This is a genomic window from Kitasatospora sp. NPDC127111, from assembly GCF_042677465.1.
Lineage (GTDB): Bacteria > Actinomycetota > Actinomycetes > Streptomycetales > Streptomycetaceae > Kitasatospora.
In genome coordinates, this window is sequence record NZ_JBHXTG010000075.1 from 20,805 (window position 1) to 46,507 (window position 25,703).

Sequence of the window (25,703 nt, forward strand, 5' to 3'; positions counted from 1 at the left end):
GCGACGACCCCGTTCCACCGCCGTGACCCGGGCACTTCTCCGCCACCCACCCCCCGGCTCCCGGGAGACCCGAAGGCGCCGACCCCCACCGGTACCGGATTCAGCGTACGGGGTGGGGGGCGGCCCGGTGGGGGTTTGGTGAAGTTTCGTCAGGGGATGCGAACTCCGCGCGACTTCACGCTCCCGGCGGTCCCGCGGCCCGCGGCCCGGCGGGACAGCAGCAGCGCGGGCAGCAGGGCGAGGGCAAGCAGGGCGACGGCCCAGCCGTAGGTGTCCCGGAAGGCCTCCGCCAGCGCCGGGGCGAGCGCGGTCCGGGCTCCGCCGTCCAGGGCGTGCACGGCGGCCAGGCCGCCGCCGGCCGCCGCGCCGTCACCCGCGGCGGGCAGCCGGTCGGTCATCGCCCCGGCGAGCAGGACCGACATCAGGGCGGTGCCGACCGAACCGGCGACCTGCTGGACGATCGTGACCAGGGTGGTCGCGGCCGGGACCTCGGCGGGGGCGACGCTCCGGGTGGCGGCCGCCATGGCCGGCATCAGCGTCATGCCGACGCCCGTCCCCATCACCACCAGGGCGGCGATCAGGTGCCAGTACGGGGTGTCGGCCGCGACCTGGACGGTGAAGCCCAGGAAGCCGGTGGTCGCCACCGCGACGCCGGTCAGCACGATCCGGCCGGGGGCGAAGCGGTCGGCCAGCCGCCCGGCGAACTGCATGGTGAGGCCGGTCGCGAGGGCCTGCGGGATGCCGAGCAGGCCGACGTCGGTGGCGCTCTGGCCGCGCACCAGCTGGTAGTAGAGCGGGAGCAGCAGCATCGAGCCGAAGTAGCCGCAGCCGAACAGGGCGATCGTGGCGGCGGGGCCGGCGAAGGCGCGGCGGCCGAGCAGTCGCAGGTCGAGCAGCGGTTCGGCGGCGGTCAGCGCCCGGACGGCGAACCCGGCGACCAGGGCCGCGCCGCCCAGGGTCGGCAGCAGGCTGCCGGCGGCGCCCGGGTCCCCGCGCTCGGCGCCCAGCCCGTAGATCAGCGCGGCCAGGCCCGGGGAGAGCATCAGCAGGCCCGGCAGGTCCAGCCGGCGCCGGGCGGCGCCACCGCCGTCGCGGGGCAGCAGCCGGGCGGCGAGGGCGAGCGCGACCAGGCCGATCGGCAGGTTGACCAGGAAGACCCAGCGCCAGGAGACCTCGTCCACCAGCCAGCCGCCGAGCACCGGCCCGGCCAGCGGGCCGATCAGGACGGGGATGCCGAGCACGCTCATGGTGCGGCCGGTGCGGGCCGGGTCGGAGGCGCGGACCAGCACGGTCATCCCGACCGGCATCACCATGCCGCCGCCCAGGCCCTGCAGGACCCGGAAGGCGATCAGCGACGGGGCGTCCCAGGCGACGCCGGCCAGGGCCGAGCCGAGCACGAACAGGGCGAGCGCGGTCAGGTAGAGCCGGCGGGTGCCGAACCGTCCGATCGCCCACGCGGTGACCGGCGTGACGGTGGCGAGCGCGAGGGTGTAGCCGGTGGTGACCCACTGGATGGTGGCCAGCGGGGCGGCGAAGTCCCCGGCGAGGCGGTTGAGGGCGACGTTGACGATCGTGGTGTCGAGCACGGTCATCAGCGAGCCGAGGACCACGACGGCGGCCACCGCGGCGGTGCGCGGGCCGGCCGCGGCGGTCGGAGCGCTGTCGGCGGTCGGGGTGCTGTCAGCGGCCGGGGCGGTCGGAGCGCTGTCGGCGGCCCGGGCGGTCGGGGCGCTGTCGGTGGCCCGGGCGGTGGCCGGCTTCAGGGCCCCGGCCGGCCCGGTGGTGGTGCTCATCGTCGTTCCCCCCGTCCGCGGTTCAGACGCCGTACGGGCGGGCGGTGCGGGCGTCCCGGAGCGCGTGCGCCCACCAGGTGAGCTGGTCGAGCATGCCCTTGGCCGCACCGTTCGGGACGGTCGGGTCGAGCGGCTCGCCGTCGCCGTCGAACGCCGCCCAGGCGCTGTGGAAGCTGACGGAGTCCCGGACGGTGACGGCGTGCAGCTCGGCGAAGACCAGCCGCAGCTGCTCGACCGCGCGCAGCCCGCCGCCCAGGCCGCCGTACGAGACGAAGCCGACCGGCTTGGCCCGCCACTCGGGGCCGTGCAGGTCGATGGCGTTCTTCAGGGCGGCCGGGAAGCTGTGGTTGTACTCCGGGGTGATCACCACGAAGGCGTCGGCGGCGGCCAGCCGGGGCGAGAGCGCGGCGTGCCGCTCGGCCTGCTCGGCCGTGGGCTCCTCGCCGATGTGGGCCAGCGGGTGCTCGGCGAGGTCGATGACGTCGAGGTCGAGGTCCGCGCGCTGCCCGGCGGTGCGGACGAACCAGTCGGCGACGGTGGGCGCGAAGCGGCCCTGCCGGGTGCTGGCGATGATGACGGCGAGGCGGAACGGGGTCTCGGACATGGCTGTCTCCGGGGATGCGCTGCTGCGGGTCACCGCCCGTTCGGACGGCACGTCAGGTAAAGTACAACGTGTATGGCAGTCAGTACAACGGTCACTGCAACTTTTGGAGGGAGTCTCGATGACCAGCCGGCAGGAAACACCGGACCGACCCCGTCGGGGTCTGGCCGAGAAGCGCCAGGCCATCACCCGGGCCGCCCGCACGGTCTTCGGCCGGGACGGCTACACCCGCGCCAGCATCGACGCCATCGCGGCGGAGGCCGGGGTGTCCACCCGCACCATCTACAACCACTTCGCGGGCAAGGAACTGCTCTTCCGGACCGTTCTCCAGGAGAGCGCGGCCCAGGTCGGCGACGCCCAGCTGGACATCATCGAGCGCCGGCTCGGGAAGGTCACCGACCTGGAGGAGGACCTCACGGCGTTCGCGCACGCCTGGGTGACGCCACTGGCCGAGTTCGCGGACCACTTCGGGCTGGTCCGCCAGATCAACGCCGAGGCCCGGCACCTGCCCAAGGCCACCCTGGACGCGTGGCAGGAGGCCGGGCCCCGCCGGGTGCTCGCCGCGCTCGGGCGGCGGTTCGGCGAGCTGTCCGAGCAGGGGTGGCTGGAGACGCCCGACCCGGGGCGGGCGGCCGCGCACTTCGTGCTGCTGACCGCGACGGAGGTCACCCAGCGTTCGTACTGGGGCGCGTACCCGCTCGACGCGGACGAGACCGAGGAGATCGTCGTCGCCGGCGTCCGGGCCTTCCTGCGCGCCTACGCCGCACCGGGCCGGTGACGTCGCGCTGTCGCGCGCGACGCCGAACGCGCGGCGCCGCCCCGGCCCTGCCGGGCGGGGGCGGCGCCGCATGGGACGTCCGGTCCTACAGGCCGTTCTTCTCCAGGGTGAACTTCCAGGCGTCGGCCACGATGTCGTCCAGGTTCGGACGGCGCGGCGTCCAGCCCAGCGCCTGGTGGGCACGCTCGGCGGAGGCCACCAGCACGGCCGGGTCGCCCGCACGGCGGCCCTCGGTCCGCACCGGGATCTCCCGGCCGGTGACGCGCTTCACCGACTCGATGACCTCGCGCACCGAGAAGCCGCTGCCGTTGCCCAGGTTGCAGATCAGGTGCTCGCCCGGCTTGGCCGCGTCCAGGGCCAGCAGGTGCGCGTCGGCCAGGTCCGCCACGTGGATGTAGTCGCGGATGCAGGTGCCGTCCGGCGTGGGGTAGTCGTCGCCGTACACCGCGATGTGCGGGCGCTGCCCGAGGGCCGCCTGGAAGACCAGCGGGATCAGGTGCGACTCGGGGTCGTGTCGCTCGCCGTAGGCGCCGTAGGCACCGGCCACGTTGAAGTAGCGCAGCGAGACCGCGGCCAGGCCGTGGGCGACGGCCTCGCTGGTGATCAGGTGGTCGACGGCCAGCTTGGTGGCGCCGTAGGTGTTGGTCGGCGCGGTGCGGGCGGTCTCGGCGATCGGCACGACCTCCGGCTCGCCGTAGGTGGCGGCGGTGGAGGAGAAGACCAGCTTGCGCACGCCCGCGGCGCGCATCGCGCTGATCAGCTCCAGCGAACCGGCCACGTTGTTGCGCCAGTACTTCTCCGGGTCCGCGACCGACTCGCCGACCTGCGAGGAGGCGGCGAAGTGCAGCACGCCGTCGAAGGAGTCGTCCAGGACCTTGCCGGCCTCCTGGATCCGTCCCTCCACGAACTCGGCGCCCGCCGGCACGCCCTCGCGGAAGCCGGTGGAGAGGTCGTCCAGGACGGTCACCTGGTGTCCCGCCTCCAGCAGGTGGGCGGCGACCACACTGCCGACATAGCCGGCACCACCCGTGACCAGGTACTTACTCATGATGCGACCTCCAGCGGACGATGGCCCGCCGTGCCGGCGGTCCATCGGTGTTGTACGGATGTACGTAGGACTGGCGCCCATTCTCCCTGGCCGCCGGGGGTGCTCCGGACCGTCGCTCCCGGCCGGGCCCGGCGGTCCGCCGCGTTCTCCCCGCCGTCGCCCTCCGGCCGCCCTCCGGTCGCCCACCGGTCGCCCACCCGACGCGCACCGGCCGCCCGCGGGGATGCGCTCGGAGGCGCGTGGGGTGCGCTCGGAGGCGCGTGGGCGGGCGCAACGGCCCGGGCCTCAGTCGCGGGCCACCCGGTCGAGCAGCCCGGGCCTCAGTCGCGGCCCACCCGGTCGAGCAGCCCGGTCCGGGCCGCCACCGCCGCCGCCTCCAGCCGGGTGCGCGCGCCGAGCTTCATCAGCACCCGCTGGACGTGCGTCCGGGCCGTACTGGCCGCGATCCGCATCCCGGCCGCGATCGCCGCCGTGTCCTCGCCGTCCGCGATCCGGGCCAGCACCTGGACCTCACGGCGGGTCAGCAGCCGCAGCAGCCGGACCGCCTCGTCGTCCGACTCGGGCGCCGGGCGCAGCAGTTGGTCGAAGGCGCCGCGCAGGACGTCCACCGCGACCGCGGCCTCCCCCGCCCGGGCCCGCGCGATGGCCCGTTCGACCACCTCTATCCGCTCGTCGCTGGGCACGTACCCCGCCGCCCCGGCCGCGAACGCGCCCGCCACGCCCCGCAGTTCGCCCACCGGTCCGAGCACGATGACGGCCACCTCGGGCCGCTCCCGGCGGATCCGGCGCAGCCCGTCGAACGCCCCCGCCTCGCCCGGCCCGGCCACCCCGAGCAGGCAGACCTCCGGCCGGCGCCCGGCCACGAGGTCGGCGGCGGAACTCGCCGGCGAGCCGACCGCGAGCACCCGGTGGCCACGCAGTTGGAGCGCGGTGGCCAGCGCCTCGGCCAGCAGCCGGTGGTCGTCGACGACCACGAGTCGAACGCCCATGACGCCCTCCCGGTCGGGGTCCGGCCCGCGCCCGCACCCGGTGGGGCGGACGGCCGATGACGCACCATCACAGCGCATTCCGTACCCGACCCGCTAGGCCGCCTCCTCCGGCCCGGGCCCGGGCACACGAAAAAGGACTCCCGCCCACTGGGCGGGAGTCCTTCAGCTGAGCCCCCATGCGGAATCGAACCGCAGACCTTCTCCTTACCATGGAGACGCTCTACCGACTGAGCTATAGGGGCCTGTTCCCTGCTGTTCTCGCTTCGCTCGCTCGCTTTCCTGCTTCACTCGCTCGCTCGAACAAGGAAGACATTACACGGCCGGGGACCGGAAAGTGAAATCGGCCCCCACCCCTCCCCGCGAGCGACCCGCGCCGGTCAGCCGTCGGCGTGCGCCCGGTCGAACTCCTCGCGCGCCGCCAGCATCTGCCCGGTGCGCTCCTCCGTCCAGCGCCCGACCGGCGAGACCAGCGCGGCCAGCTCCCGGCCGAGCGGCAGCAGGTCGTAGACCACCCGCGGCGGCGTCTCCGGGTACACGGTCCGCCGCACCAGCCCGTTCCGCTCCAGGGAGCGCAGCGACTGGGTGAGCATCTTCCGGCTGACCCCGTCCACCCCGCGCTGCAGCTCGGAGAACCGCTGCGGCCCGAACTCGTCGAGCCCCATCAGGATCAGCATCGACCACTTGTCCGCCAGCTCGGCGAACACGGCCCGGCTCGGACAGAGCTGGGCGAAGACATCAAGCTCCTGGGCCTGCGCGGCCCCGGCCCCGGCGTGGTCCTGCTCCTGCGTCGTCATTCCTCCAGGGTAACCGGAGGTCTCCAATCCACCCTTGGTAACGAATGGAGACCTGGTCTATATTGGAGACCGCCGACCGGGGCTGCCGCCTCCGGTTTCCCCTGCACCGGGCCGTCCCACGGCCCGCCCCCTGCCTTCACCGGCGCCTTCACCGAGGAGCACCCCGCCATGACCGCGATCCGCCCGACCGTCGCCATCGCCTACCACTCCGGCTACGGCCACACCGCCGTCATCGCCGAGGCCGTCGCCCGCGGCGCCGCCGCCACCGGAGCCGAGGTCGTCTCCATCGCCGTCGACACCATCACCGACGAGCAGTGGGACCGGCTGGACGCCGCGGACGCGATCATCTTCGGCTCACCCACCTACATGGGCACCGCCTCCGGCGCCTTCCACACCTTCGCCGAGGCCAGCAGCAAGCGCTGGTTCGGCGACGCCTGGCTGGACAAGGTCGCCGCCGGCTTCACCAACTCCGCCTCCAAGAGCGGGGACAAGGCCGGCACCCTCGGCTTCTTCCAGACCCTCGCCGCCCAGCACGGCATGAACTGGGTCAACCTGGGCCTCAAGCCCGGCTGGAACTCCTCCGCCGGCACCGAGGACGACCTCAACCGCCTCGGCTTCTTCGCCGGCGCCGCCGCCTCCACCCCCGCCGACGGCGGCCCCGACACCGTGCACAAGGCCGACATCGCCACCGCCGAGCACCTCGGCGAGCGGGTCGCCAAGCACACCGCGACCCTGCTGGCCGGCCGGGCCGCCCAGGCCGCCTGACCCCTCCCGGGCCCCTGCGCCCGCGCCCACGCCCCCAGGCTCCACGCCCCGCCTCAGCGCACCAGCCCCAGCGCCGCAGCCTGCGCCGCTACGCCCTCACGCCGCCGGATCCGCCCCCAGCACGGGCGCCCGGCGGCGTCCGGCGTCCGCCCCGGCCACCGCGAGGTCCGTGCCGCTGGTCTCCGGCAGCAGCCCCAGGCACACCAGCGCCACCGCCCCCAACGCCACCAGGTACCAGCCGACCGGCTCCGCCGTGCCGTACGCCGCGGTCAGCCGGGTCGCGATCAACGGCGTCGTCGCCCCACCCACCACCCCGCCCAGGTTGTACGTCAGCGCCGCCCCCGTGTACCGCACCCGGGTCGGGAACAGCTCCGGCAGGTACGCCGCCACCGGCCCGAACAGGCACCCCAGCACCACCATCGACCCCGCCAGGGCCAGGAACATCAACGGCCGCCGCACCGTCTCCAGCAGCGGGAACAACACCGGCGCCCAGAGCACCGCGAGCCCCGTCGCCACCCGCAGCGTCCGCCGCCGCCCCCACCCGTCGCTGCGCCACGCGCTCACCCACACCGTCCCGCCCATCGCCACCCCGCCCGCCAGCAGCATCGACAGCACCAGCGTGCTCGGCACCCCCAGCCCGGTCGTCGCGTACGCCAGCGCGTAGGTGGTGGTCAGGTAGAACATCGCGTACCCCACGGTGATCATCCCGCAGCCGACCAGCACCGTCCGCCAGTGCCCGCGCACCACCTCCACCAGCGGCGGCCGCTCCCGCACCCGCCCGGCCTCCGCCGCGAACAGCGGCGTCTCCTCGATCCGCAGCCGGACGAACAGCCCCACCGCCACCATCCCCAGCGACGCCAGGAACGGCACCCGCCAGCCCCACCCGTGGAACGCCCGCTCGTCCAGGACCAGTTGCAGCCCCAGGAACACCCCGTTCGCCAGCACGAACCCGATCGTCGGCCCGAGCTGCAGGAACGCCCCGTACCGCCCGCGCCGCCCGGCCGGCGCGTTCTCCGCGATCAACAGCGCCGCGCCGCCCCACTCCCCGCCCAGCCCCACGCCCTGGCACACCCGCAGCACCACCAGCGCCACCGGTGCCCACCACCCCCACGCCCCGTACCCCGGCAGCACCCCCACCGCCGCCGTCGACAACCCCATCAGCAGCAGCGACACCACCAACGTCGCCCTCCGCCCCAGCCGGTCCCCGAAGTGCCCGAACACCACCGCCCCCAACGGCCGCGCCAGGAACGCCACCGCGTACACCGAGAACGCCGCCAGCAACGCCCCCACCACGCCCAGCCCGGGAAAGAACACCGGCCCGAACACGAGGGCCGCCGCCGTCCCGTACAGAAAGAAGTCGTAGAACTCGATCGCCGTACCGATCAGCGCCGCCGCGGCGGCCCTCCGCACCTGCGCCGCCCGCCGGGCGTCCCGCGTATCCATACCGCCACCCTGACGACCCCCCACCCGCCCCCGACAGCACCCACCCGAGTGACCCCGGCGCACACCCCCCACCCGCACGCCGGCCCCACACCGCCCCGCCACCCCTACGGCCTACCGCCGACCGCCACCGCGCCGCAGAGCTCCTGACCCCCAGGCGGGCTCACGCCAACGGCCGGTCAGCCACACCGACCGCCGACCATCTCGTGTACGGGTTGTCGCTCGGCGACGCCAGGGCCCGTACGCCGGCGAAGGCGGCACCCCCGGCCCCACCTGCTGCGGCACCGTCGGTGCGCCAGCGCCCCGCTGCGCCGTCAATGACCGCGACCGTGGCGCTCTGCCACATCTCCGTCAGGTGCGGTCGCCGGCCCGGCGCCCGTACCAGCTGCCACGAGCCCGGTCACAGCCACAGCCCCTGCCGGCCGCGCCCATCAGGGCCTCCCCCTTTGCTCTCCCAACAAAAACGCGGCCCGGCCGCAGGTTCACCCTGCGGCCGGGCCGGACAGTCGTCGTGACTACCGCGCGTACGGATTGTCGTTCGGCGGCGCCGGCGGGCCGTACGCCGGCGGAGGCGGCACCCCCGGCCCACTCTGCTGCGGCATCGGCGGAGCCCCCACCGGCATCGGCGGGGCGGCAGCGTCCGCCCTCGCGGAACGCTTCCGCATCACGAAGAACACGATCGCCGCCACCAGCACCAACCCGCCGACCACCGCCGCCACGATCGGCACCGCGCTGCCGGAATCCTCACCCTTGGCCGCCGGCTGCGCCGACGGCGCGCCAACCGGCGTGCTGTCCGCGCTCGGAGCCGAGCTCGGAGCGGCGGGCGCCGAGGCGCTCGCCGGGGCGGACGCGGACGCAGACGGCGAAGCGGCCGGGGTCTCAGTCGGCTTCTCCGGAATCGGGTAGGCATCGGCCGGGCCGGGGTCTCCCGGCGTCGTCAGTGCGATCCGGGGACGAACCGCACCGTAACCGACGTTGTCGGCTCGAACAGACCCGTCGCTCGGCTTCCCAGCCGTGTTGATGAGCACCCGCAGGACCTGGTTCGCGGTCCAGTCAGGGTGCACGGACCACACCAGGGCAGCCGACGCCGAGGCGATGGCAGTCGCATCCGACGTTCCATGACCCTTGCAGTAGCCCGTCTCGCCGGTACAAGCATCAACAATGTCGACCCCGGGCGCCGCGAGATCGACCTGCGGTCCCCGCTCCGATTCGGCCGTGACCGCGCCGTTCTGGTCGACCGCGCCAACCCCGACGACGTAGGGAAGCGCCCCTGGGTATTCCACATGGTTGTCGCCCTGCCCGGAGTTCCCGACACTGGCGACCACCAACGAGCCCTTGGCTCGCGCCTGCGCAATTGCACTGTTGATCTTGGCGGCATCGTCAGAGGAGACGTAGGCCGCATCCGTGCCTTGCGAAATACTGATGACCTTGGCGCCCTGATCAGCAGCGTATGTGATGGCCTGGCTGACCTGGCCCAAGAACTCGGACGAACTGACCCGATCCCCGTTGGCACCGTTCTTGATCTTCAACGGGAGGATCTTGGCGTCAGGAGCCAAACCATATGCACCATCACCCCCCTTGCCCTTACCGGACCCTGCGATGAGGCTGGCCATCTCCGTGCCGTGCCCGTTGGGGAAGGATCCCACCCCGCCTGGGAGGCCGCTGAAATCCTTTCCTGGCAGCAACTGCCCTACCAGATCCGGGTGATCGAGCTTGAAGCCGCCGTCGATGACCGCGACCGTAACGCCCTGGCCCTTGGTCGTCTTCCACATCTCCGGTGCGTGCATGGCGTCCAGGTGCCACTGGCTACCGCGGATCGACTCCGCTGCCGCGGGCACCACGGCCGGCCCCACAACCACGCCAGCGGCCAAGAGCGCCGCAGCGAACCCCCGACCACGCGTCCACATGTCAGCTCGCTGCACCACAGCTCCTCGTCAGTCTCCCCGTTGCCGAGGACAGCGCCCCGGACAGGTCTGCCCGGCCACCGGGGTGCACCCAGTGGCCGGGCAGTCGTTCCAGTCCTACTCAATCACGTTCGGGTTGCTCTGCGGCGTACCGCTGGTCCAGGTCTCCTCGTCCTCGTGGAGGTAGTCGGCCCGGTTGCGGCGCTCGCGCTCGCTCTTGCCCGTGCCTCCGCCCGTCATGGGGCCGCCCATCATGCCGTTCTGACCCGAACGCGACCCGCCTTCGGCACCGGCGGCGCCGGCCCGGCGCAGGCCCGTACCCCCCGGCGTGAACTCGCCGCCGGCAGTCGGGCCCTTGCGACCGCCCACCGTCCCGCCGCCGGTCGAGGTCAGCCCGCGGCCGCGGGCGCTGCCGCCCGAGCCACCGCCGTGACCGCCCATCCCCGGGTGCATACCGCCACCCGGGCCACCCATGCCGTTGCTGGCGCCGCCCCCACCGGACCGGCCTGCCTGAGCCTCGCGACCGAAGACCGGGCCGCTACCGGGGATGCCCTGAGTGGTGTTCTTGGCAGGCAGCTTGCCCCCGCCGAACGTGTTGCTCGTGGTCGACTTCGGCGGCACGGAGCCACCGCCACCGATCGTGAAGGGCCCGGTCCCCGGGAAGTTGCTGTTCGCGTTCGGGCCACTCGGGTAGCCGGGCTGGCCACCGGGCACGTTCGGGGGCAGCTGGCCACCCCCACCCGGCGTGTACGGACCGGTCTGGTTGGGCAGCGTCGGGGCCGGCGGCAGGCTGTTGAGGTCCGTGCCCGGACGGTCGCCCGGGAACGTCGGCATCGGGGCCGGCGTGGGAGATCCGGGATCGCGCGGAATCGGCACCTGGCCACCGTGCGACGGGGGCACGACGCCGCCCGGGTCGCTCGGGCTGTGCGGGATCGTGGCGGGCGGACGGGGAGTCACCGAACCGCCGCCACCACCGCTACCGGGCGGGCTGTAGCTGCCACCACCGCCGCCACCGCCCCCACTGGGGCGGTGGTAACCGCCACCGGAGCCGGTGCCGCTACCGCCGCCGCCGAAATCCGAGGAATCGCCCCGATCACGACCGCCCTCACCCGGCGGCTTCAGCTCCGGCGGCGTCTCCAGCCCGTTCAGCGTCGTGGTCACCGCGTCGTAGGCCTGCGCCAGCTTCACCATCTGGTTGACGGCTTCCTGGTGCTCCTGCTCGACCTTCTTCTGCGCCGCCTGCGCCTCGGCCGCGGTCACCCAGTTGGGGTTGGCCTGCTTCATGACGGAATCGACGGTGGCGCCGACGCCGTACCGGGTCTCGAAGTCGGAGGGGATGTACGGGATCTTCTGGTCCTTGTGCTGCTTGACCTTGTCGATCTCGTCCTGCGGCAGCTTGGGCATGGCGGCCTTGGCGGTGCTGAGCGCATCGCCCGCGACATTGATGGCCTTGCCGACGTTGCTGGAGTAGTCACCGAGCAGCGCCGCCGTCCGGTGGAAGTTGCCGGCCCACTGCTTGAAGCCCTCGGCCGCCGGGCCTTCCCAGTTGATCTGGTCGACGTGCGACTTGAGCGCCGCGCTGAGGTCCTTCAGGACTTCGCCGGCAGACTTCAGCTGGGTCCCCCGGCTCACGACCTTCCCGGGGTCACTGCTTTCCACCATGCCCCTGAGCCCCGCGTGGTCAACACCCTCGAAGTTCGTTCCGCCTGCCATCACTTGCTCCCCGTCATACCGAACGTCCCACCCTGGACCACCATCAGAAGCTCACCTTCGGGCCCGGCCCGTCCGGCCCGGCCGCCGGCGTCGCGATGCCCGCGGCCTTCGCCACGGCCTGCTGGGCGGCGACCGTGTGGTCCTCGTTGCCCGCGTAGTTGGCCGCGGCCTTCGTGACCGCCTTCTGCATTTCCTCGAGCTGCTTGACGAAGACCTTGTGCATGTTCACGAGCTCGTTGTGCGCCCGCTGGTACGCAGTCGTCAGGTCGGTCGACTGCGAGAAGTTCTTGCCGAAGTTGTCGCCCTGGAGACGCTGCTCCTGGAGCTTGGCCGGCCCCGCGGCCGAGCCCTCCATGGTCTGGAGCAGCGCCTCGATCTTCTTCGTGAACGCCGTCAGGGTGTCCAGCTCGACCTGGACGTTCTTACTTCCGAACGCGGAGACCAGCGCCGAGGCGCTGTAGTTCGTCTCGACAGCACGCACGACGGTTTCGGCCGCGCCGAACACGGCGCCGAAGCCGAACCAGCCGCTGCTGTGGTCGGTCCCGAGTGTGAACGGCTTGTCGTCGAGCTTGGGCGTGCCCGCCGTGCCGTTGGCCGTCCCCGCACCGTCGCCTGCAGGCGCGTCTGCCACCGCAATCCACCTCTCCCCCGTGCGCGGGGCGGTCCGTGGACCGCCGCACCGCAACACACCGTCAACTTCTCAGTCGTACAGTCGTACCCGGCGTCCGCCGTCCGCACTGCGGGACGGCAGTCGCCTCAGTCATCGTAGCCACCGCCACCGTCGGACCGGCAGGGGCCATGGCACGACTGAGCGCGATCGGTACGAACTTGACACGTGCAGGCCCCGCGCGGCCGCCCGTGCGGCCCGGCACTCCCCCTGCCGGGCCGCACGGACAACGACCCTCAGACCTGCTCGGCCAGCTCCAGCCAGCTCATCTCCAGCTCCTCCTTCTCCTCCCGGACGGCGCGCAGCTGCGCGTCCAGCTCCGCGACCTTGGAGAAGTCGGCGGCGTGCTCGGCGAGTTGGGTGTGCAGCTTGGACTCCTTCTCGTCCAGCTTGGCGATCTGCCGCTCCAGCTTCTGCATCTCCTTCTTCGCCGCCCGCAGGTCGCCGCCGGACAGGGCCGGCGCATCGGCGGCCGGGGTCTCCGACGTGGCGGCGGAGGACGCGGCAGCGGCGGCGGCGGCAGCCGCGGCCATCCGGGCGCGCCGCTCCAGGTACTCGTCCACGCCGTTGGGCAGCATCCGCATCTTCCGGTCGCCGAGCAGGGCGTGCACGACGTCCGTGGTCCGCTCGATGAAGAAGCGGTCGTGGCTGATCACGATCATCGAGCCGGGCCAGCCGTCGAGCAGGTCCTCCAGCTGGTTGAGCGTCTCGATGTCGAGGTCGTTGGTCGGCTCGTCGAGGAAGAGCACGTTGGGCTCGTCCATCAGCAGCCGGAGCAGCTGCAGCCGGCGCCGCTCACCACCCGACAGGTCGCCGACGGGGGTCCACTGCTTGTCCTTGCCGAAGCCGAACTGCTCGCAGAGCTGACCGGCGCTCATCTCCCGGCCCTTGCCGAGGTCGACCCGCGAGCGCACCTGCTCGACGGCCTGCAGCACCCGGGTGGCCGGGTCCAGCTCGGCGACCTCCTGGGAGAGGTAGGCCAGCCGCACCGTCTTGCCGACCTTGATGAGGCCCGACGCGGGCTGGACGTCGCCCTCCGAGGCGTACGCGTCGCGCAGGGCGCGCAGCAGCGAGGTCTTGCCGGCGCCGTTGACGCCGAGCAGGCCGATCCGGTCGCCGGGGCCGAGCTGCCAGGTGAGGTTCTCCAGCAGCAGCTTGGGGCCGGCCTTGACGGTGACGTTCTCCAGGTCGAAGACGGTCCTCCCGAGCCGGGCGTTGGCGAACTTCATCAGCTCGCTCTTGTCCCGCGGCTCCGGCACGTCGGCGATCAGGGCGTTGGCGGCCTCGATCCGGTAGCGCGGCTTGGAGGTGCGGGCGGGGGCGCCGCGGCGCAGCCAGGCGAGCTCCTTGCGGGCGAGGTTCTGGCGCTTCTGCTCCTCGACGGCCTCGATCCGGGAGCGCTCGGCGCGGGCGAAGACGTAGTCGGAGTAGCCGCCCTCGTACTCGTGGACGGTGCCGTGCTGGACGTCCCACATCCGGGTGCAGACCTGGTCGAGGAACCAGCGGTCGTGGGTGACGCAGACGAGGGCGGAGCGGCGCTTCTGCAGGTGCTGGGCGAGCCAGTTGATGCCCTCGACGTCGAGGTGGTTGGTGGGCTCGTCGAGGACGATCAGGTCGGGCGAGCCGAGCAGCAGCTTGGCGAGGGCGATCCGGCGGCGCTCACCGCCGGAGAGCGGGCCGATCACGGTGTCCAGGCCGTCGGCGAAGCCGGGCAGGTCGAGGCCGCCGAAGAGGCCCTCGATGATGTCGCGGATGCGGGCGTCGCCGAGCCACTCGTGGTCGGCCCGGTCGGCGATCACCTCGTGCCGGATGGTGGCCTTCGGGTCGAGCGAGTCGTGCTGGGTGAGGACGGCCAGCTGCAGGCCGCCGGAGTGGGTGATCCGACCGCCGTCCGGCTCTTCCAGCTTGGCGAGCATCCGGATCAGGGTGGTCTTGCCGTCGCCGTTGCGTCCGACGACGCCGATCCGGTCCCCCTCACTGACGCCGAGGCTGACCCCGTCCAGAAGGGCCCGGGTGCCGTAGACCTTCGTGACGGACTCGATGGTGGCGAGGTTGACGGCCACGTGTGCTGCGCTCCTGGGTTCGACGGTCCCGGGGCTCAGGCGGAGCCCCGATCCTCCCCAGCCTAGTAGCCCGGTCCCCCGCTCAGCCCCGCGAGCACCAGCGCCCCGACGCCCGGCCCCGCCCTGAGCCCCCGAGCACCGACGCCCGGCCCCGCCCTCAGCCCCCGAGCACCGACGCCCCCGGCACCGGCCCGTGCGTCGCGTGCGCGGTGCGGCAGGTGCCGGACGCCCGCAGCGCCTCGGCGACCGCGGCCGCCGCGTCGGCGTCCTTGGCGAGGAAGGCGCAGGTCGGCCCGGAGCCGGAGACCAGGGCGCCGAGCGCGCCGGTCTCGGTGCCGGCCCGCAGGGTGGCGGCGAGCGACGGCCGCAGCGAGAGGGCGGCCGGCTGGAGGTCGTTGGCGAGCGCGCCGGCCAGCGCGACGGCGTCGCCTTCGGCGAGGGCGGCGAGCAGCGCCGGGTCGGCGTCCGGGGTGGGCACGTCGGTGTCGCTGGAGCCGGTGCCGGCCGCCTCGCGGAGGCGGTCGCACTCGCGGAAGACGGCCGGGGTGGAGAGCCCGCCGTCGGCGACGGCGAACACCCAGTGGAAGGTGCCGGTGACCGGCAGCGGGTCGAGCAGCTCACCGCGGCCCCGGCCCAGGGCGACGCCGCCGACCAGGGCGAACGGCACGTCGGACCCGAGTTCGGCGGCCAGTTCCAGCAGGACGGGCAGCGGCGTGTCCAGCCCCCACAGCGCGTCGCAGGCGACCAGTGCCGCCGCGCCGTCGGCGCTGCCGCCGGCCATGCCGCCGGCGACCGGGATGGCCTTGGCGATGTGCAGGTGGACGTCGGGGGCGGCGAGGCCGTGGTGGGCGGCGAGCAGCCGGGCGGCGCGGGCGGCCAGGTTGGTGTCGTCGAGCGGGACGGCGGCGGCGTCCGGCCCGGAGCAGCCGAGCGTGACGCCCGTGCCGGGGGTGCCGGCCGTCGCGGTGACCTCGTCGCCGAGGGCGACCGCGAAGAAGACGTTGGCCAGGTCGTGGAAGCCGTCGGCGCGCAGGCCGCCGACCCCCAGCTGGACGTTGACCTTGGCGGGAACGCGGACGGTGACGCTCACTCGGAGTCCTTCGCGGGCTCGTGCTCGGCGGTCGCGTGCTCGTGCTTGTGCTCGTGCTCGGCGGTCGCGTGCTCGTGCTTGTGCTCGTGCTCGGCGGTCGCGGGCTTGTGCTCGATCGCGGGCTTGTGCTCGGCGATCGCGGCGAACTGCTCCACCGTCAGCATCTCGCCGCGCAGCTTGTGGTCGATCCCGGCGGCGGCGAGCGCCTGCTCGGCCCCGGCCGGGGAGCCGGCCCAGCCGGCCAGGGCGGCCCGCAGGGTCTTGCGGCGCTGGGCGAACGCGGCGTCGACCACCGCGAACACCTCCTCGCGGCTGGCGCTGGTCTTCGGCGGCTCGCGGCGGATCAGCGAGACCAGTCCGGAGTCGACGTTCGGCGCGGGCCAGAACACGTTGCGTCCGATGGCGCCGGCCCGCTTCACGTCCGCGTACCAGTTGGCCTTGACCGACGGGACGCCGTACACCTTGTTGCCGGGCTTGGCGGCGAGGCGGTCGGCGACCTCGCTCTGCACCATCACCAGGGTGCGCTCGATGCTCGGGAAGGTGGCCAGCATGTGCAGCAGCACCGGCACGGCCACGTTGTAGGGGAGGTTGGCGACCAGCGCGGTCGGCGCCGGCCCGGGCAGCTCGGTGACCTCCATGGCGTCGCTGAACACCAGGTCGAAGGCGTCCGCCTTGCCGGGCATCCGCGCGGCGACGGTGTCGGGGAGGTGCTGCGCCAGCACCGGGTCGATCTCGACCGCGGTGACGTGCTCGGCGACCTCCAGCAGCGCCAGGGTGAGCGACCCGAGCCCGGGTCCGACCTCCACCACGGAGTCCTCGGCCGTCACCCCGCCGGCCCGGACGATCCGCCGCACGGTGTTGCCGTCGATGACGAAGTTCTGCCCGCGCTGCTTGGTCGGCTTCACACCGAACGCGGCCGCCAGCTCACGGATGTCGGCGGCGCCCAGCAGGTGGCTGTCAGGGGTGGGGTCGGTGGTGCTCACGCGCCAAGGATACGGGCGCGGCGGGCCCTCAGGGTTCGACGACCGCCGCGAGGTCGATCTCCACCGGGTACGGCACAGTGGTCCGCAACACGCCCTCGTGCTGGGCGACGGGCAGGTGGACGCCCTTCTCCTGGTCCCGGTGGAATTCGTGGACCACGGGGAGGTTGTCCAGGCCGCGCTCGACGCGCCAGTGGTACGGGATCCCCTTCTCGGCGTACTGGCCGGGCTTGCGGAAGCGGTCATCGCTCCTGGAGCCGTGCGAGACGACCTCGACGGCCAGGGCCACGGACTCGATCGGCAGACACTCCAGCTCGAAGACGTCGAGCCCGGTCTTGTCGAAGACCGCGACGTCCGGCTCGACCGGGTTGTACTCGTCGACGAGGACGCAGCGCTCGGTGATGACGGCGTACGGTGCCACCGTGCCGCGAAGAGCGCGCGGTCCAGGCCGGTGCGCACCTGGTCGTGCCAGAAGCTCGTCTGCCCCCGGACCACGATGACCCCGTCCACCAGGTCCCATTCGAACGGCAGGTCGAGGTCCTTGACCTGCTCGTACGTCCAGCCCTGGGACGGCGGATGCATCCAGTCGATCGGCTCGGCGGTCATCGCCACCTCCCTCACCGCACTCATGCCAGCCAGCATCGCGGTCCGGCGAGAGTGCCGAATCGTTTCCTCGATTCGGACGTTCCTTCGGGTCGCTCAGTACCCGAACGCCCGGGCCGTGTTCGCCGCGATCGCGGTGGCGAGCTCGTCCTCGTGTAGCCCCAGCGTGTCCGCCATCGAGCGGACGGTGACCGGGATCAGGTACGGCGCGTTGGGCCGGCCCCGGTAGGGGTGCGGGGTGAGGAAGGGCGCGTCGGTCTCGACCAGGACGCGGTCGAGCGGGGTGACGGCGAGCGCGTCCCGCAGCGGCTGGTTGGCCTTGAACGTGACCGGACCGGCGAAGGAGAGGTACCAGCCGTGCTCGGCGCAGACCTTGGCCATCTCGGCGTCGCCGGAGTAGCAGTGGAAGACGGTCCGCTCGGGGGCGCCCTCGGCCAGCAGGACGGCGATGACGTCCTCGTGGGCGTCCCGGTCGTGGATCACCAGGGCCTTGCCGTGCCGCTTGGCCATCTCGATGTGCCGGCGGAACGACTCCTTCTGGATCTCGACGCCCTCGGGGCCGGTGCGGAAGTAGTCGAGGCCGGTCTCGCCGACGGCGACGACCTGCGGCAGCGCCGCGAGCGCGTCGATCTCGGCCAGGGCGGCGTCCAGCGCGGCCTGACCGCCGGCCGCGCGCTGCTGCCCGGACCAGCCGTCCGGGTCGCCGAGGTAGATCCGCGGCGCCTCGTTGGGGTGCAGGGCGACGGCCGCGTGCACCTGCTCGAACTGGGCCGCCAGTTCGGCGGCCCAGCGCGAGCCGGGCACGTCGCAGCCCACCTGGACGACGGTGGTCACGCCGACCGACGCCGCCCGGGCCAGGCCGTCGGCGGGGGTGCCGGACTGCATGTCGAGGTGGGTGTGCGAGTCGGCCACCGCCACCGCCAGCGGGGCGGGCAGCGGCGGCGGCGTCGACCGGTCGTCCGTCTTGGCCATCAGGCGGCGGGCTTCTCTTCGAGGCGCGGGAACAGGATCTCGCCCTTGGTGACGGTGGCACCGGCGGGCAGCCGGCCCCAGTCCGCCGCGGTGGCGATGGTCTGCGCGGACAGCTCGCCGAGACCGGCGGCGGCGCCCAGCGAGGCCCAGAGCTTCTCGGCGGTGGCCGGCATCACCGGGTTGAGCAGGACGGCGGTGGCCCGCAGCGCCTCGGCGGCGGTGTAGAGGATGGTCGCGAGGCGGGCGCGGCCCTCCTCCGAGTCGTCCTTGGCGACCTTCCAGGGCTCCTGCTCGGTGAGGTAGCCGTTGACCTGCTTGACGAACTCGAAGACCGCCGCGATGCCGCCGGCGAAGTCCAGCTCCTCGCCGATCTTCCGGTCGGCCGCCTCGACGGCCTTCACCAGCCCGTCGGCCACCGCCTGCTCGGCGTCGCCGTGCGCGGCCGGGGCCGGCAGCGCCCCGTCGAAGTACTTGCCGACCATGGCCGCCACCCGGGAGGCCAGGTTGCCGAAGTCGTTGGCCAGCTCGGAGGTGTACCGGGCGGTGAAGTCCTCCCAGGAGAACGAGCCGTCGGTGCCGAACGGGATCGCCCGCAGGAAGTAGTAGCGGTACGCGTCCACGCCGAAGTGCGAGGTGAGGTCGGTCGGGGAGATGCCGGTCAGGTTGGACTTGGACATCTTCTCGCCGCCGACCATCAGCCAGCCGTTGGCGACGACCCGCTTGGGCAGCGGCAGGCCCGCGGCCATCAGCATGGCCGGCCAGATCACCGCGTGGAACCGCAGGATGTCCTTGCCCACCAGGTGCACGGAGGCCGGCCACAGCTCGGCGAAGCGCTCCGGGTCGCTGCCGTAGCCGGCCGCGGTGATGTAGTTCTGCAGCGCGTCCACCCACACGTACAGGACGTGCTTGTCGTCCCAGGGCAGCGGCACGCCCCAGTCGAAGGTGGAGCGGGAGATCGAGAGGTCCTTCAGGTCCTGCTCGACGAAGCGCAGCACCTCGTTGCGGGCGGAGGCGGGCTGGATGAAGTCCGGGTTGGCGGCGTAGAACTCCAGCAGCTTCGGGCCGTACGCGGAGAGGCGGAAGAAGTAGTTCTCCTCCTCCAGCCACTCGACCGGCCGCTTGTGCACCGCGCAGAGCTTCTCGCTCTCGGTGGCGCCGTCGAGCAGGTCGCCGGGGAGCTTGTACTCCTCGCAGCCGACGCAGTACGGGCCGGAGTAGCCGCCCTTGTAGATCTCGCCCTTGTCGTACAGGTCCTGGACGAACTCCTGCACCCGGGCGGTGTGCCGCGGCTGGGTGGTGCGGATGAAGTCGTCGTTGGCGATGTCGAGGTGCCGCCAGAGCGGCTTCCACGCCTCCTCGACCAGCTTGTCGCACCACTCCTGGGGGCTGACCCCGTTGGCTTCGGCGGTCCGCAGGATCTTCTGGCCGTGCTCGTCGGTGCCGGTCAGGTACCAGACCTTCTCGCCGCGCTGGCGGTGCCAGCGGGTCAGCACGTCGCCCGCCACGGTGGTGTAGGCGTGGCCCAGGTGCGGGCGATCGTTCACGTAGTAGATCGGGGTGGAGACGTAGTACGCCGGGGTGGTGCTCCCGGTGGTGCTGTGTTCTGCAGTGGCCGCCATGGTCGGAAAGCTTAATCGCGTGCGCGGGCCGCCCTCGACCGGGTTTTCCCGGCGGGCGGCCCGGGCGTCGGCGGCCGTCGGGGCCGCCGGGGCGGTCAGCCCGTGAGCCGCGCCCAGAAGCGGGCCAGCCGCCCGCGCGGCCGGACCGGCTCGGCCGCCGCCTGGGCGTCGGCCGGCTCGGCGTGCGCCGAGTAGCCGGGGGCGTGCTGCCAGGGCTGGTCCGCGACGTTCACCCGGCCCTCGCGCATGATCCGGACGGTGTGGCCGCCGCACCCCGGGCAGGTCGGCTTGAGCAGCGGGGACGGCACCCGGACACCGTTGGCGTGGTACTCGATCACGACGTGCCCGTCCCGGGCCACGTGGTGCTCGATGTCGTACGCCTGCTCCCAGCCGTACCCGCAGCTCAGGCACGCGAAGGAGTAGGCCTCCCGGACGGTCTCCACCGGAGTGTGCGACCGACCGGTCAGGCCGGGATCGCTCAGCGCGTTGCCACCGCGGGAGCTACCGATCATCTCGCTCATAGCCGTCTCCCAGCGCCCGCCGGACGCTCGCCCGGCTGGGTCTTTCCAACCCAGGAAATGCCCGGAACGCCCCGGCCGATGCCCGTCTTGGGAAGTCTTGGACGCCGGTTGGGAATCCCTATACGCAAGGGTGGGTCCGGTCCGGAAAACTCGTCCAAAGCTTCAGCTCAACGGGTGTTTACCCGGGGCCTTCTCTCCAAGGTACGCGCCCTCACCGGCCCCGGCACCCCCGGCCGCCGGGCCTTCCGGGCCACCGCTCCCCGGCCTTCCCGGCCACTGCTCCCGGACCTTCCGGGCCACCGCGCCCGGCCGTCCGGGCCGCCCTGCTCAGCCCTTCCCGGCCGCCGCGTTCTTGGCCGCGACCACCGCGTCGAACACCTCCCGCTTGGGCAGCGCGAGCTCCGCCGCGACGGCCGCGATGGCCTCCTTCCGCCGCTCGCCCGCCTCCTCCCGGACGGCCACCAGGCGGGCCAGCTCCGCCGGGGTCAGCTCCTGCGGGGCGGCCGGCGGGGCGCCGGCGACCACCACGGTGATCTCGCCCTTGACGCCCCCGGCCGCCCACTCCGCCAGCTCGCCGATCGGGCCGCGCTTGACCTCCTCGTAGGTCTTGGTCAGCTCGCGGCAGACGGCGGCGGGCCGCTCCGCGCCGAACGCCTCGGCCATCGCGGCCAGCGCCTCGGCGATCCGGTGCGGGGCCTCGAAGAAGACCATGGTGCGCGGCTCGGCGGCGATCGAGGCGAGCTGGCGGGCCCGGTCCCCGGTCTTGCGCGGCAGGAAGCCCTCGAAGGTGAAGCGGTCCACCGGCAGGCCGGACAGCGCGAGCGCGGTCAGGACGGCGGACGGCCCGGGCACCGCGGTGACCTTGACGTCGGCGGCGACGGCGGCGGCCACCAGCCGGTAGCCGGGGTCGGAGACGGACGGCATCCCGGCGTCGGTCACCAGCAGCACCCGGGCTCCGCCGAGCAGCGCCTCGACCAGTTCGGGAGTGCGGCCGACCTCGTTGCCCTCGAAGTAGGAGACGACCCGCCCGGCCGGGGTCACCCCGAGCGCCTGGGTGAGCCGGCGCAGCCGCCGGGTGTCCTCGGCCGCGATCACGTCCGCGGTGGCCAGCTCGGTGAGCAGCCGGGGCGGGGCGTCCGAGACGTCGCCGATGGGGGTGCCTGCGAGAACGAGTACTCCTGTCACGGGCCCCATCCTTCCAGCAACGGCGCCGCCGGTGCTTTTGGTGACGATTCGGGCAGCTTCGGAGGGAGCCGTTCCCGCGGTGGAACGCGCCCCTACGATGTGGCGGATGAACGGCGACACGGCGGCACAGACGCCAACTGGTACAGACCACACCGCGCAGGGTGGCGTCGGCGTGCCGGTCCTGACGGACCAGCCGTCCCCCGCCGTCCCGGGCCCCCGCGCGCCCGGGCCCGGGGAGCCGCGGCCCCGGCCGGACTGGCTGCGCTCGCTGGCCCGGTTCGGCTACACCCCGCCGCCGCAGCCCCCGCTCGCCGAGCGGCTGGTGCCGCCGATGCCGGACGGCCCCGGGGTGACGCCGCACCGGGTCGCGCCCTCGCCGCTGCTGCTGCGGCTCGGCATCGCGCTGCCGGCGCCGCTCTGGTCCTGGCTCTGCCGCTGGGCGGGCTGGCTGGGCCCGCTCGCGGTGGCGCTGTTCGCCGGGGTGCTCCGGTTCGGCAACCTGGGCGAGCCGCACGCGATCATCTTCGACGAGACCTACTACGCCAAGGACGCCTACGCGCTCTGGCACGGTGGCTACGAGATCAACTGGCCGGACGGCGCCAACGAGAAGATCATCGCGGGCGACCCGGTGCCCTACCGGCCGGATCCGAGCTACGTGGTCCATCCGCCGGTCGGCAAGTGGATCATCGGCGCGGGCGAGGTCCTGTTCGGGATGAACCCGTTCGGCTGGCGGTTCGCGGTGGCGCTGCTCGGCACGCTCTCCGTCCTGATGGTGGCCCGGATCGCCCGCCGGCTGTTCCGCTCGACCCTGCTGGGCTGCGTGGCGGGCCTGCTGCTCGCCGTGGACGGCCTGCACTTCGTGCTCAGCCGGTCGGCGCTGCTGGACCTGGTGGTGATGTTCTGGATCCTCGCGGCGTTCGGCTTCCTGCTGCTGGACCGCGACCGCACCCGGGCCCGGATCGCGGCGCGGCTCGGCGGCGTCGCGGACGCGGCGGCGGCCCGGCGGCTGAACCTGGGCTGGCGCCCGTACCGGATCGCGGCCGGCGTCTGCGTCGGCCTGACCTGCGCGACCAAGTGGAGCGGCCTCTACGTGGCGGCCGCCTTCGGCGTGCTGACGGTGCTCTGGGACGCCGGCTCGCGCCGCCTGGCCGGCGCCGGCCGCCCGTACCTGTGGACGCTGGTGCGCGACGTCGTCCCGGCCTTCGTCTCGGTCGTCGTGGTCTCCGTGGTGGTCTACGTGACCTCCTGGTGGGGCTGGTTCGCCAGCAGCACCGTGCCCGGCCGGGGCGGCTACGGCCGCGACTGGGCGGTCGGCCGCTCCACCGACTACCCGTGGATACCCGAGGGCCTGCGGGCCCTGTGGCACTACCACTCGACGGTCTACGACTTCCACACCCACCTGCACGACCCGCACACCTACCAGTCCAACCCGTGGAGCTGGCTGGTGCTGGGCCGCCCGGTCTCCTTCTTCTACGAGTCCCCCAAGCAGGGCCAGGCCGGCTGCACGGCGAGCGAGTGCGCCCGCGAGGTGCTGGGCATCGGCACTCCGCTGCTCTGGTGGGCCGGCGTGGTGGCGCTGGCGTACTGCCTCTGGCGCTGGGCCGCCCGGCGCGACTGGCGGGCCGGCGCGGTGCTCTGCGGCCTGGCCGCCGGCTACCTGCCCTGGTTCGCCTACCAGGAGCGGACCATCTTCCTGTTCTACGCGGTGGCGTTCGTGCCGTTCATCGTGCTCGCGGTCACCATGCTGGTCGGCGCCCTGATCGGCCCGGCCGGGGCGTCCCGGGACCGCCGGATCATCGGCTCGACGGCGGCCGGCCTGCTCGTCCTGCTGATCGTGTGGAACTTCCTCTTCTTCCACCCCCTGTATACGGGCGAGACGATTCCGATGGACGACTGGCGCAGGCGGATGTGGTTCAACAGCTGGATCTGACGGACCGGAGCTGCTGAACGTGAGCGCGGGACCCGTGCGGACGTGGTGCGCGACACGTACCAGATCCGTCACAAGACCCGGGCGTTTCGTCGGCGCGCGGCGCTCGCCTGCCTAGGCTGAGCACCTAACGCGCATCCGGCCACCTCCGGCTGCGGCCGGCCGCCAGACCCTTGGGGGAGCAGCACCATGCGCAAAGGCGCGAAGATCGGCATCATCACCGGCGTGTCCCTGGCCGTGCTCGCGGGCGGCGGCTACGGCGCGTACAGCCTCGTCGGCGGCTCGGACTCGGACGCTCCCGAGGCCAAGAAGGCCCGGACGGTGGTCGCCGAGCCTCCGAGCGCCGAGCAGGCGGCGGCCGGTGCCAAGGACTTCCTGGCGGCCTGGGCGGCCGGCGACGTCGCCAAGGCGGCCGGGCTGACCGACGACCCGGCGGCCGCCACCACCGCGCTGAACGCCTTCAAGGACCAGGTGAAGCCGAGCGGCCTGACGCTGACGCCGGCCGGCCCGGCCACCCCCGCGGCCTTCGCCTCGGCGACCGGCACCCCCTCGCCGAGCGCCAAGCCCACCGGCTCGGCCGCGGCTTCGGCGACCCCGTCCGCGCCGGCCGGCGACTCCCCCTCGGCCACCGCCCCGGCGGCCCCGGCCGGCGTGCTGATGGGCTTCAAGGCCCGGGCCGAGTTCGAGGGCACCAACCGGGTCTGGGACTACAACGGCTTCCTCAGCGTCGTGAAGATGAGCGACAACACGCCGGCCGTGCACTGGGCGCCGACGGTGATCCACCCGCACCTGGGCCCGGGCGAGGTGATCGCCACCCAGCCGGTCTTCGCCCCGCCGGGCAACGTGGTCGACCGCAACGGCAAGGCGCTGCAGGGCGCCTCGCTCACCCCGACGCTGCTCGCCACGCTGCAGGACAACGCCCGCAAGCTCCAGCCGGCCCAGGACCAGAGCGACGCCGGCAGCGGCGTCGTGATCAGTTCCGCGGACGGCAAGGGCGCGACCGACAAGCTGTTCACGATCGTCGAGCCGAAGCCCGCCAAGCCGTTCAAGGTGACCATCGACAACACGCTGCAGGCCGCCGCCGAGAAGGCGATGACCGACCTCGGCGGGAAGTCCGGCTCGATCGTCGCCATCGAGCCGAGCACCGGCCAGGTGCTGGCCTTCGCCAACGCGCCGGCCAACGGCCAGAACCGGGCCTTCCTCGGCCTGCTGGCCCCCGGCTCCACGATGAAGATCGTCACCTCGGCGGCCCTGCTGGAGGCCGGCGTCAACCCGGACACCGTGGTCCCCTGCCCGGTGAAGAGCAGCAACCCGAAGGCGATCCCGAACTCGTTCCCGGACGCCTACCCGAACAACACGCTCCAGCAGGACTTCATGATCTCCTGCAACACGGCCTTCATCGACCAGGGCCTGGCCAGCCTCAAGCCGGGCACGCTGACCTCCACCGCCAAGGACGTCTTCGGCATCGGCCTGGAGTGGAAGACCGGCCTGCCGAACACCGACGGCCGGGTGCCGGACCCGGGCAGCAACAAGGACGAGCAGGCCATGCAGTCCATCGGCCAGGGCAAGATCCAGATGAACCCGCTGGCCATCGCCTCGATCACCGCCACCGTGCAGAGCGGCGAGTTCAAGCAGCCGATCCTGGTCGCCGACCTGCCGCAGCAGAAGGCCGCCCGCAACCTCTCCCCCGACGTCGTCGGCAAGCTGAAGGCGATGATGGCGGCCACCGCCAAGGACGGCACCGCCAAGGCCGTCATGAACGGCATCTCGGACAACGCGGGCGCCAAGACCGGCTCGGCCGAGGCCACCGGCATCGACACCACCAACAGCTGGTTCACCGCCTACCGGGGCAACCTCGCCATCGCCGCCGAGGTCCAGGGCGGCGGTCACGGTGCCGACGCGGCCGGCCCGGCCGTCGCCGCCCTGATCAGGGCGGCCGGCAACCGCTGACCCGCGCCCCCCGGTCCCGCCCCGTCAGCCCCGGGGCAGGACCGGCTCCGGCCGGACCAGCAGGCAGTTCGCCGGGACGGGCGGCTTGGCGCTCCACCGCCGGGCCGCCAGCCGGGGCCATATCACCAGCACCACCGGCAGCGCCAGGTACCCGAACCGCCCGGCCGGCGCCAGCATGAACGCGATCGCCAGCCCGGCCGCGAGCAGGTCGGCGGCGGCGATCGCGGAGACCGGCGGCCGGGCCAGCAGCCAGATCGCCACCCCCAGCCCGCCCACCGTCATCAGCGCCAGCGACACGGTG

At 73.2% G+C, this 25,703-nt stretch carries 21 protein-coding genes, 1 tRNA gene and 1 pseudogene; 4 read left to right on the forward strand and 19 right to left on the reverse strand.

Annotated features, from left to right (window positions below):
• Nucleotides 1-149: 149 nt before the first annotated feature.
• The gene (locus tag ACFVHB_RS32785) at nt 150-1,793 is read right to left on the reverse strand and encodes a DHA2 family efflux MFS transporter permease subunit (protein ID WP_380329478.1); all 1,644 of its coding nucleotides are present in this window, start codon (nt 1,791-1,793) and stop codon (nt 150-152) included.
• Nucleotides 1,794-1,815: 22 nt separating this feature from the next.
• Nucleotides 1,816-2,397, reverse strand: coding sequence for an NADPH-dependent FMN reductase (locus tag ACFVHB_RS32790; RefSeq protein ID WP_380329480.1), 582 nt, complete (start codon nt 2,395-2,397; stop codon nt 1,816-1,818).
• Nucleotides 2,398-2,515: 118 nt separating this feature from the next.
• Between ACFVHB_RS32790 and ACFVHB_RS32795 the strand changes: the two genes are divergently transcribed.
• Nucleotides 2,516-3,172 carry a TetR/AcrR family transcriptional regulator gene (locus tag ACFVHB_RS32795; protein ID WP_380329482.1) on the forward strand — a complete coding sequence of 219 codons (657 nt, stop codon included), beginning with the start codon at nt 2,516-2,518 and terminating at the stop codon, nt 3,170-3,172.
• An 85-nt stretch (nt 3,173-3,257) separates the two neighbouring features.
• Here ACFVHB_RS32795 and galE read toward each other — a convergent pair whose 3' ends face one another.
• The 4 genes from galE to ACFVHB_RS32815 all read right to left on the reverse strand — a co-directional run bounded on the left by galE (nt 3,258) and on the right by ACFVHB_RS32815 (nt 6,003).
• Entirely contained in the window at nt 3,258-4,220 is a 963-nt protein-coding gene (gene galE / locus ACFVHB_RS32800) for a UDP-glucose 4-epimerase GalE (protein ID WP_380329484.1), read from the reverse strand.
• A 320-nt stretch (nt 4,221-4,540) separates the two neighbouring features.
• Nucleotides 4,541-5,209 (reverse strand): LuxR C-terminal-related transcriptional regulator, encoded by a 669-nt coding sequence (locus tag ACFVHB_RS32805; RefSeq protein ID WP_380329486.1) that lies wholly within the window; start codon nt 5,207-5,209, stop codon nt 4,541-4,543.
• A 169-nt stretch (nt 5,210-5,378) separates the two neighbouring features.
• Nucleotides 5,379-5,451: transfer RNA gene (locus ACFVHB_RS32810), tRNA-Thr, on the reverse strand.
• A 135-nt stretch (nt 5,452-5,586) separates the two neighbouring features.
• A complete protein-coding gene (locus ACFVHB_RS32815; protein WP_380329488.1) occupies nt 5,587-6,003 on the reverse strand; it encodes a winged helix-turn-helix transcriptional regulator in 417 nt (138 codons plus the stop codon).
• Nucleotides 6,004-6,171: 168 nt separating this feature from the next.
• On the opposite strand from ACFVHB_RS32815, the gene ACFVHB_RS32820 reads away from it, so the two are divergent.
• Nucleotides 6,172-6,768 carry a flavodoxin family protein gene (locus tag ACFVHB_RS32820; protein ID WP_380329490.1) on the forward strand — a complete coding sequence of 199 codons (597 nt, stop codon included), beginning with the start codon at nt 6,172-6,174 and terminating at the stop codon, nt 6,766-6,768.
• 96 nt (nt 6,769-6,864) lie between these two features.
• Here ACFVHB_RS32820 and ACFVHB_RS32825 read toward each other — a convergent pair whose 3' ends face one another.
• From ACFVHB_RS32825 to rsmI, 12 genes are all read right to left on the reverse strand, one after another.
• On the reverse strand, nt 6,865-8,211 hold the full coding sequence (locus ACFVHB_RS32825; protein WP_380329492.1) for an MFS transporter: 1,347 nt from the start codon (nt 8,209-8,211) through the stop codon (nt 6,865-6,867).
• Between the two features lie 512 nt (nt 8,212-8,723).
• Nucleotides 8,724-10,115: a type VII secretion-associated serine protease mycosin gene (gene mycP / locus ACFVHB_RS32830; protein WP_380329519.1), complete on the reverse strand. Its 1,392-nt coding sequence runs from the start codon at nt 10,113-10,115 to the stop codon at nt 8,724-8,726.
• A gap of 114 nt (nt 10,116-10,229) precedes the next feature.
• Entirely contained in the window at nt 10,230-11,825 is a 1,596-nt protein-coding gene (locus tag ACFVHB_RS32835; RefSeq protein WP_380329494.1) for a hypothetical protein, read from the reverse strand.
• A 43-nt stretch (nt 11,826-11,868) separates the two neighbouring features.
• Nucleotides 11,869-12,456, reverse strand: coding sequence for a hypothetical protein (locus ACFVHB_RS32840; protein WP_380329496.1), 588 nt, complete (start codon nt 12,454-12,456; stop codon nt 11,869-11,871).
• Nucleotides 12,457-12,728: 272 nt separating this feature from the next.
• Complete coding sequence (locus ACFVHB_RS32845; protein ID WP_380329498.1) at nt 12,729-14,555, reverse strand: ABC-F family ATP-binding cassette domain-containing protein; 1,827 nt, start codon at nt 14,553-14,555, stop codon at nt 12,729-12,731.
• Nucleotides 14,556-14,712: 157 nt separating this feature from the next.
• The gene (locus ACFVHB_RS32850; RefSeq protein ID WP_380329500.1) at nt 14,713-15,645 is read right to left on the reverse strand and encodes a 4-(cytidine 5'-diphospho)-2-C-methyl-D-erythritol kinase; all 933 of its coding nucleotides are present in this window, start codon (nt 15,643-15,645) and stop codon (nt 14,713-14,715) included.
• On the reverse strand, nt 15,642-16,628 hold the full coding sequence (gene rsmA / locus ACFVHB_RS32855; protein WP_380329502.1) for a 16S rRNA (adenine(1518)-N(6)/adenine(1519)-N(6))-dimethyltransferase RsmA: 987 nt from the start codon (nt 16,626-16,628) through the stop codon (nt 15,642-15,644). Before rsmA ends, ACFVHB_RS32850 begins: the two co-directional genes overlap by 4 nt.
• A 28-nt stretch (nt 16,629-16,656) precedes the next feature.
• Nucleotides 16,657-17,046 carry a Uma2 family endonuclease gene (locus tag ACFVHB_RS32860; protein WP_380329504.1) on the reverse strand — a complete coding sequence of 130 codons (390 nt, stop codon included), beginning with the start codon at nt 17,044-17,046 and terminating at the stop codon, nt 16,657-16,659.
• 278 nt (nt 17,047-17,324) lie between these two features.
• A complete protein-coding gene (locus ACFVHB_RS32865) occupies nt 17,325-18,200 on the reverse strand; it encodes a TatD family hydrolase (protein WP_380329505.1) in 876 nt (291 codons plus the stop codon).
• Nucleotides 18,200-19,819, reverse strand: a complete 1,620-nt coding sequence (gene metG / locus ACFVHB_RS32870; protein WP_380329507.1) for a methionine--tRNA ligase — start codon at nt 19,817-19,819, stop codon at nt 18,200-18,202. Before metG ends, ACFVHB_RS32865 begins: the two co-directional genes overlap by 1 nt.
• Before the next feature lie 95 nt (nt 19,820-19,914).
• Nucleotides 19,915-20,340, reverse strand: coding sequence for a hypothetical protein (locus ACFVHB_RS32875; RefSeq protein WP_380329509.1), 426 nt, complete (start codon nt 20,338-20,340; stop codon nt 19,915-19,917).
• A gap of 327 nt (nt 20,341-20,667) precedes the next feature.
• Entirely contained in the window at nt 20,668-21,525 is an 858-nt protein-coding gene (rsmI, locus tag ACFVHB_RS32880) for a 16S rRNA (cytidine(1402)-2'-O)-methyltransferase (RefSeq protein ID WP_380329511.1), read from the reverse strand.
• A gap of 106 nt (nt 21,526-21,631) precedes the next feature.
• On the opposite strand from rsmI, the gene ACFVHB_RS32885 reads away from it, so the two are divergent.
• Together ACFVHB_RS32885 and ACFVHB_RS32890 are read left to right on the forward strand one after the other, a co-directional pair.
• Nucleotides 21,632-23,455 (forward strand): dolichyl-phosphate-mannose--protein mannosyltransferase, encoded by a 1,824-nt coding sequence (locus ACFVHB_RS32885; protein WP_380329513.1) that lies wholly within the window; start codon nt 21,632-21,634, stop codon nt 23,453-23,455.
• 186 nt (nt 23,456-23,641) lie between these two features.
• On the forward strand, nt 23,642-25,402 hold the full coding sequence (locus tag ACFVHB_RS32890; protein WP_380329515.1) for a penicillin-binding transpeptidase domain-containing protein: 1,761 nt from the start codon (nt 23,642-23,644) through the stop codon (nt 25,400-25,402).
• Between the two features lie 24 nt (nt 25,403-25,426).
• On the opposite strand, the pseudogene ACFVHB_RS32895 reads toward ACFVHB_RS32890, so the two are convergent.
• Nucleotides 25,427-25,703, reverse strand: a pseudogene (locus ACFVHB_RS32895) (hypothetical protein); the annotation flags it as partial.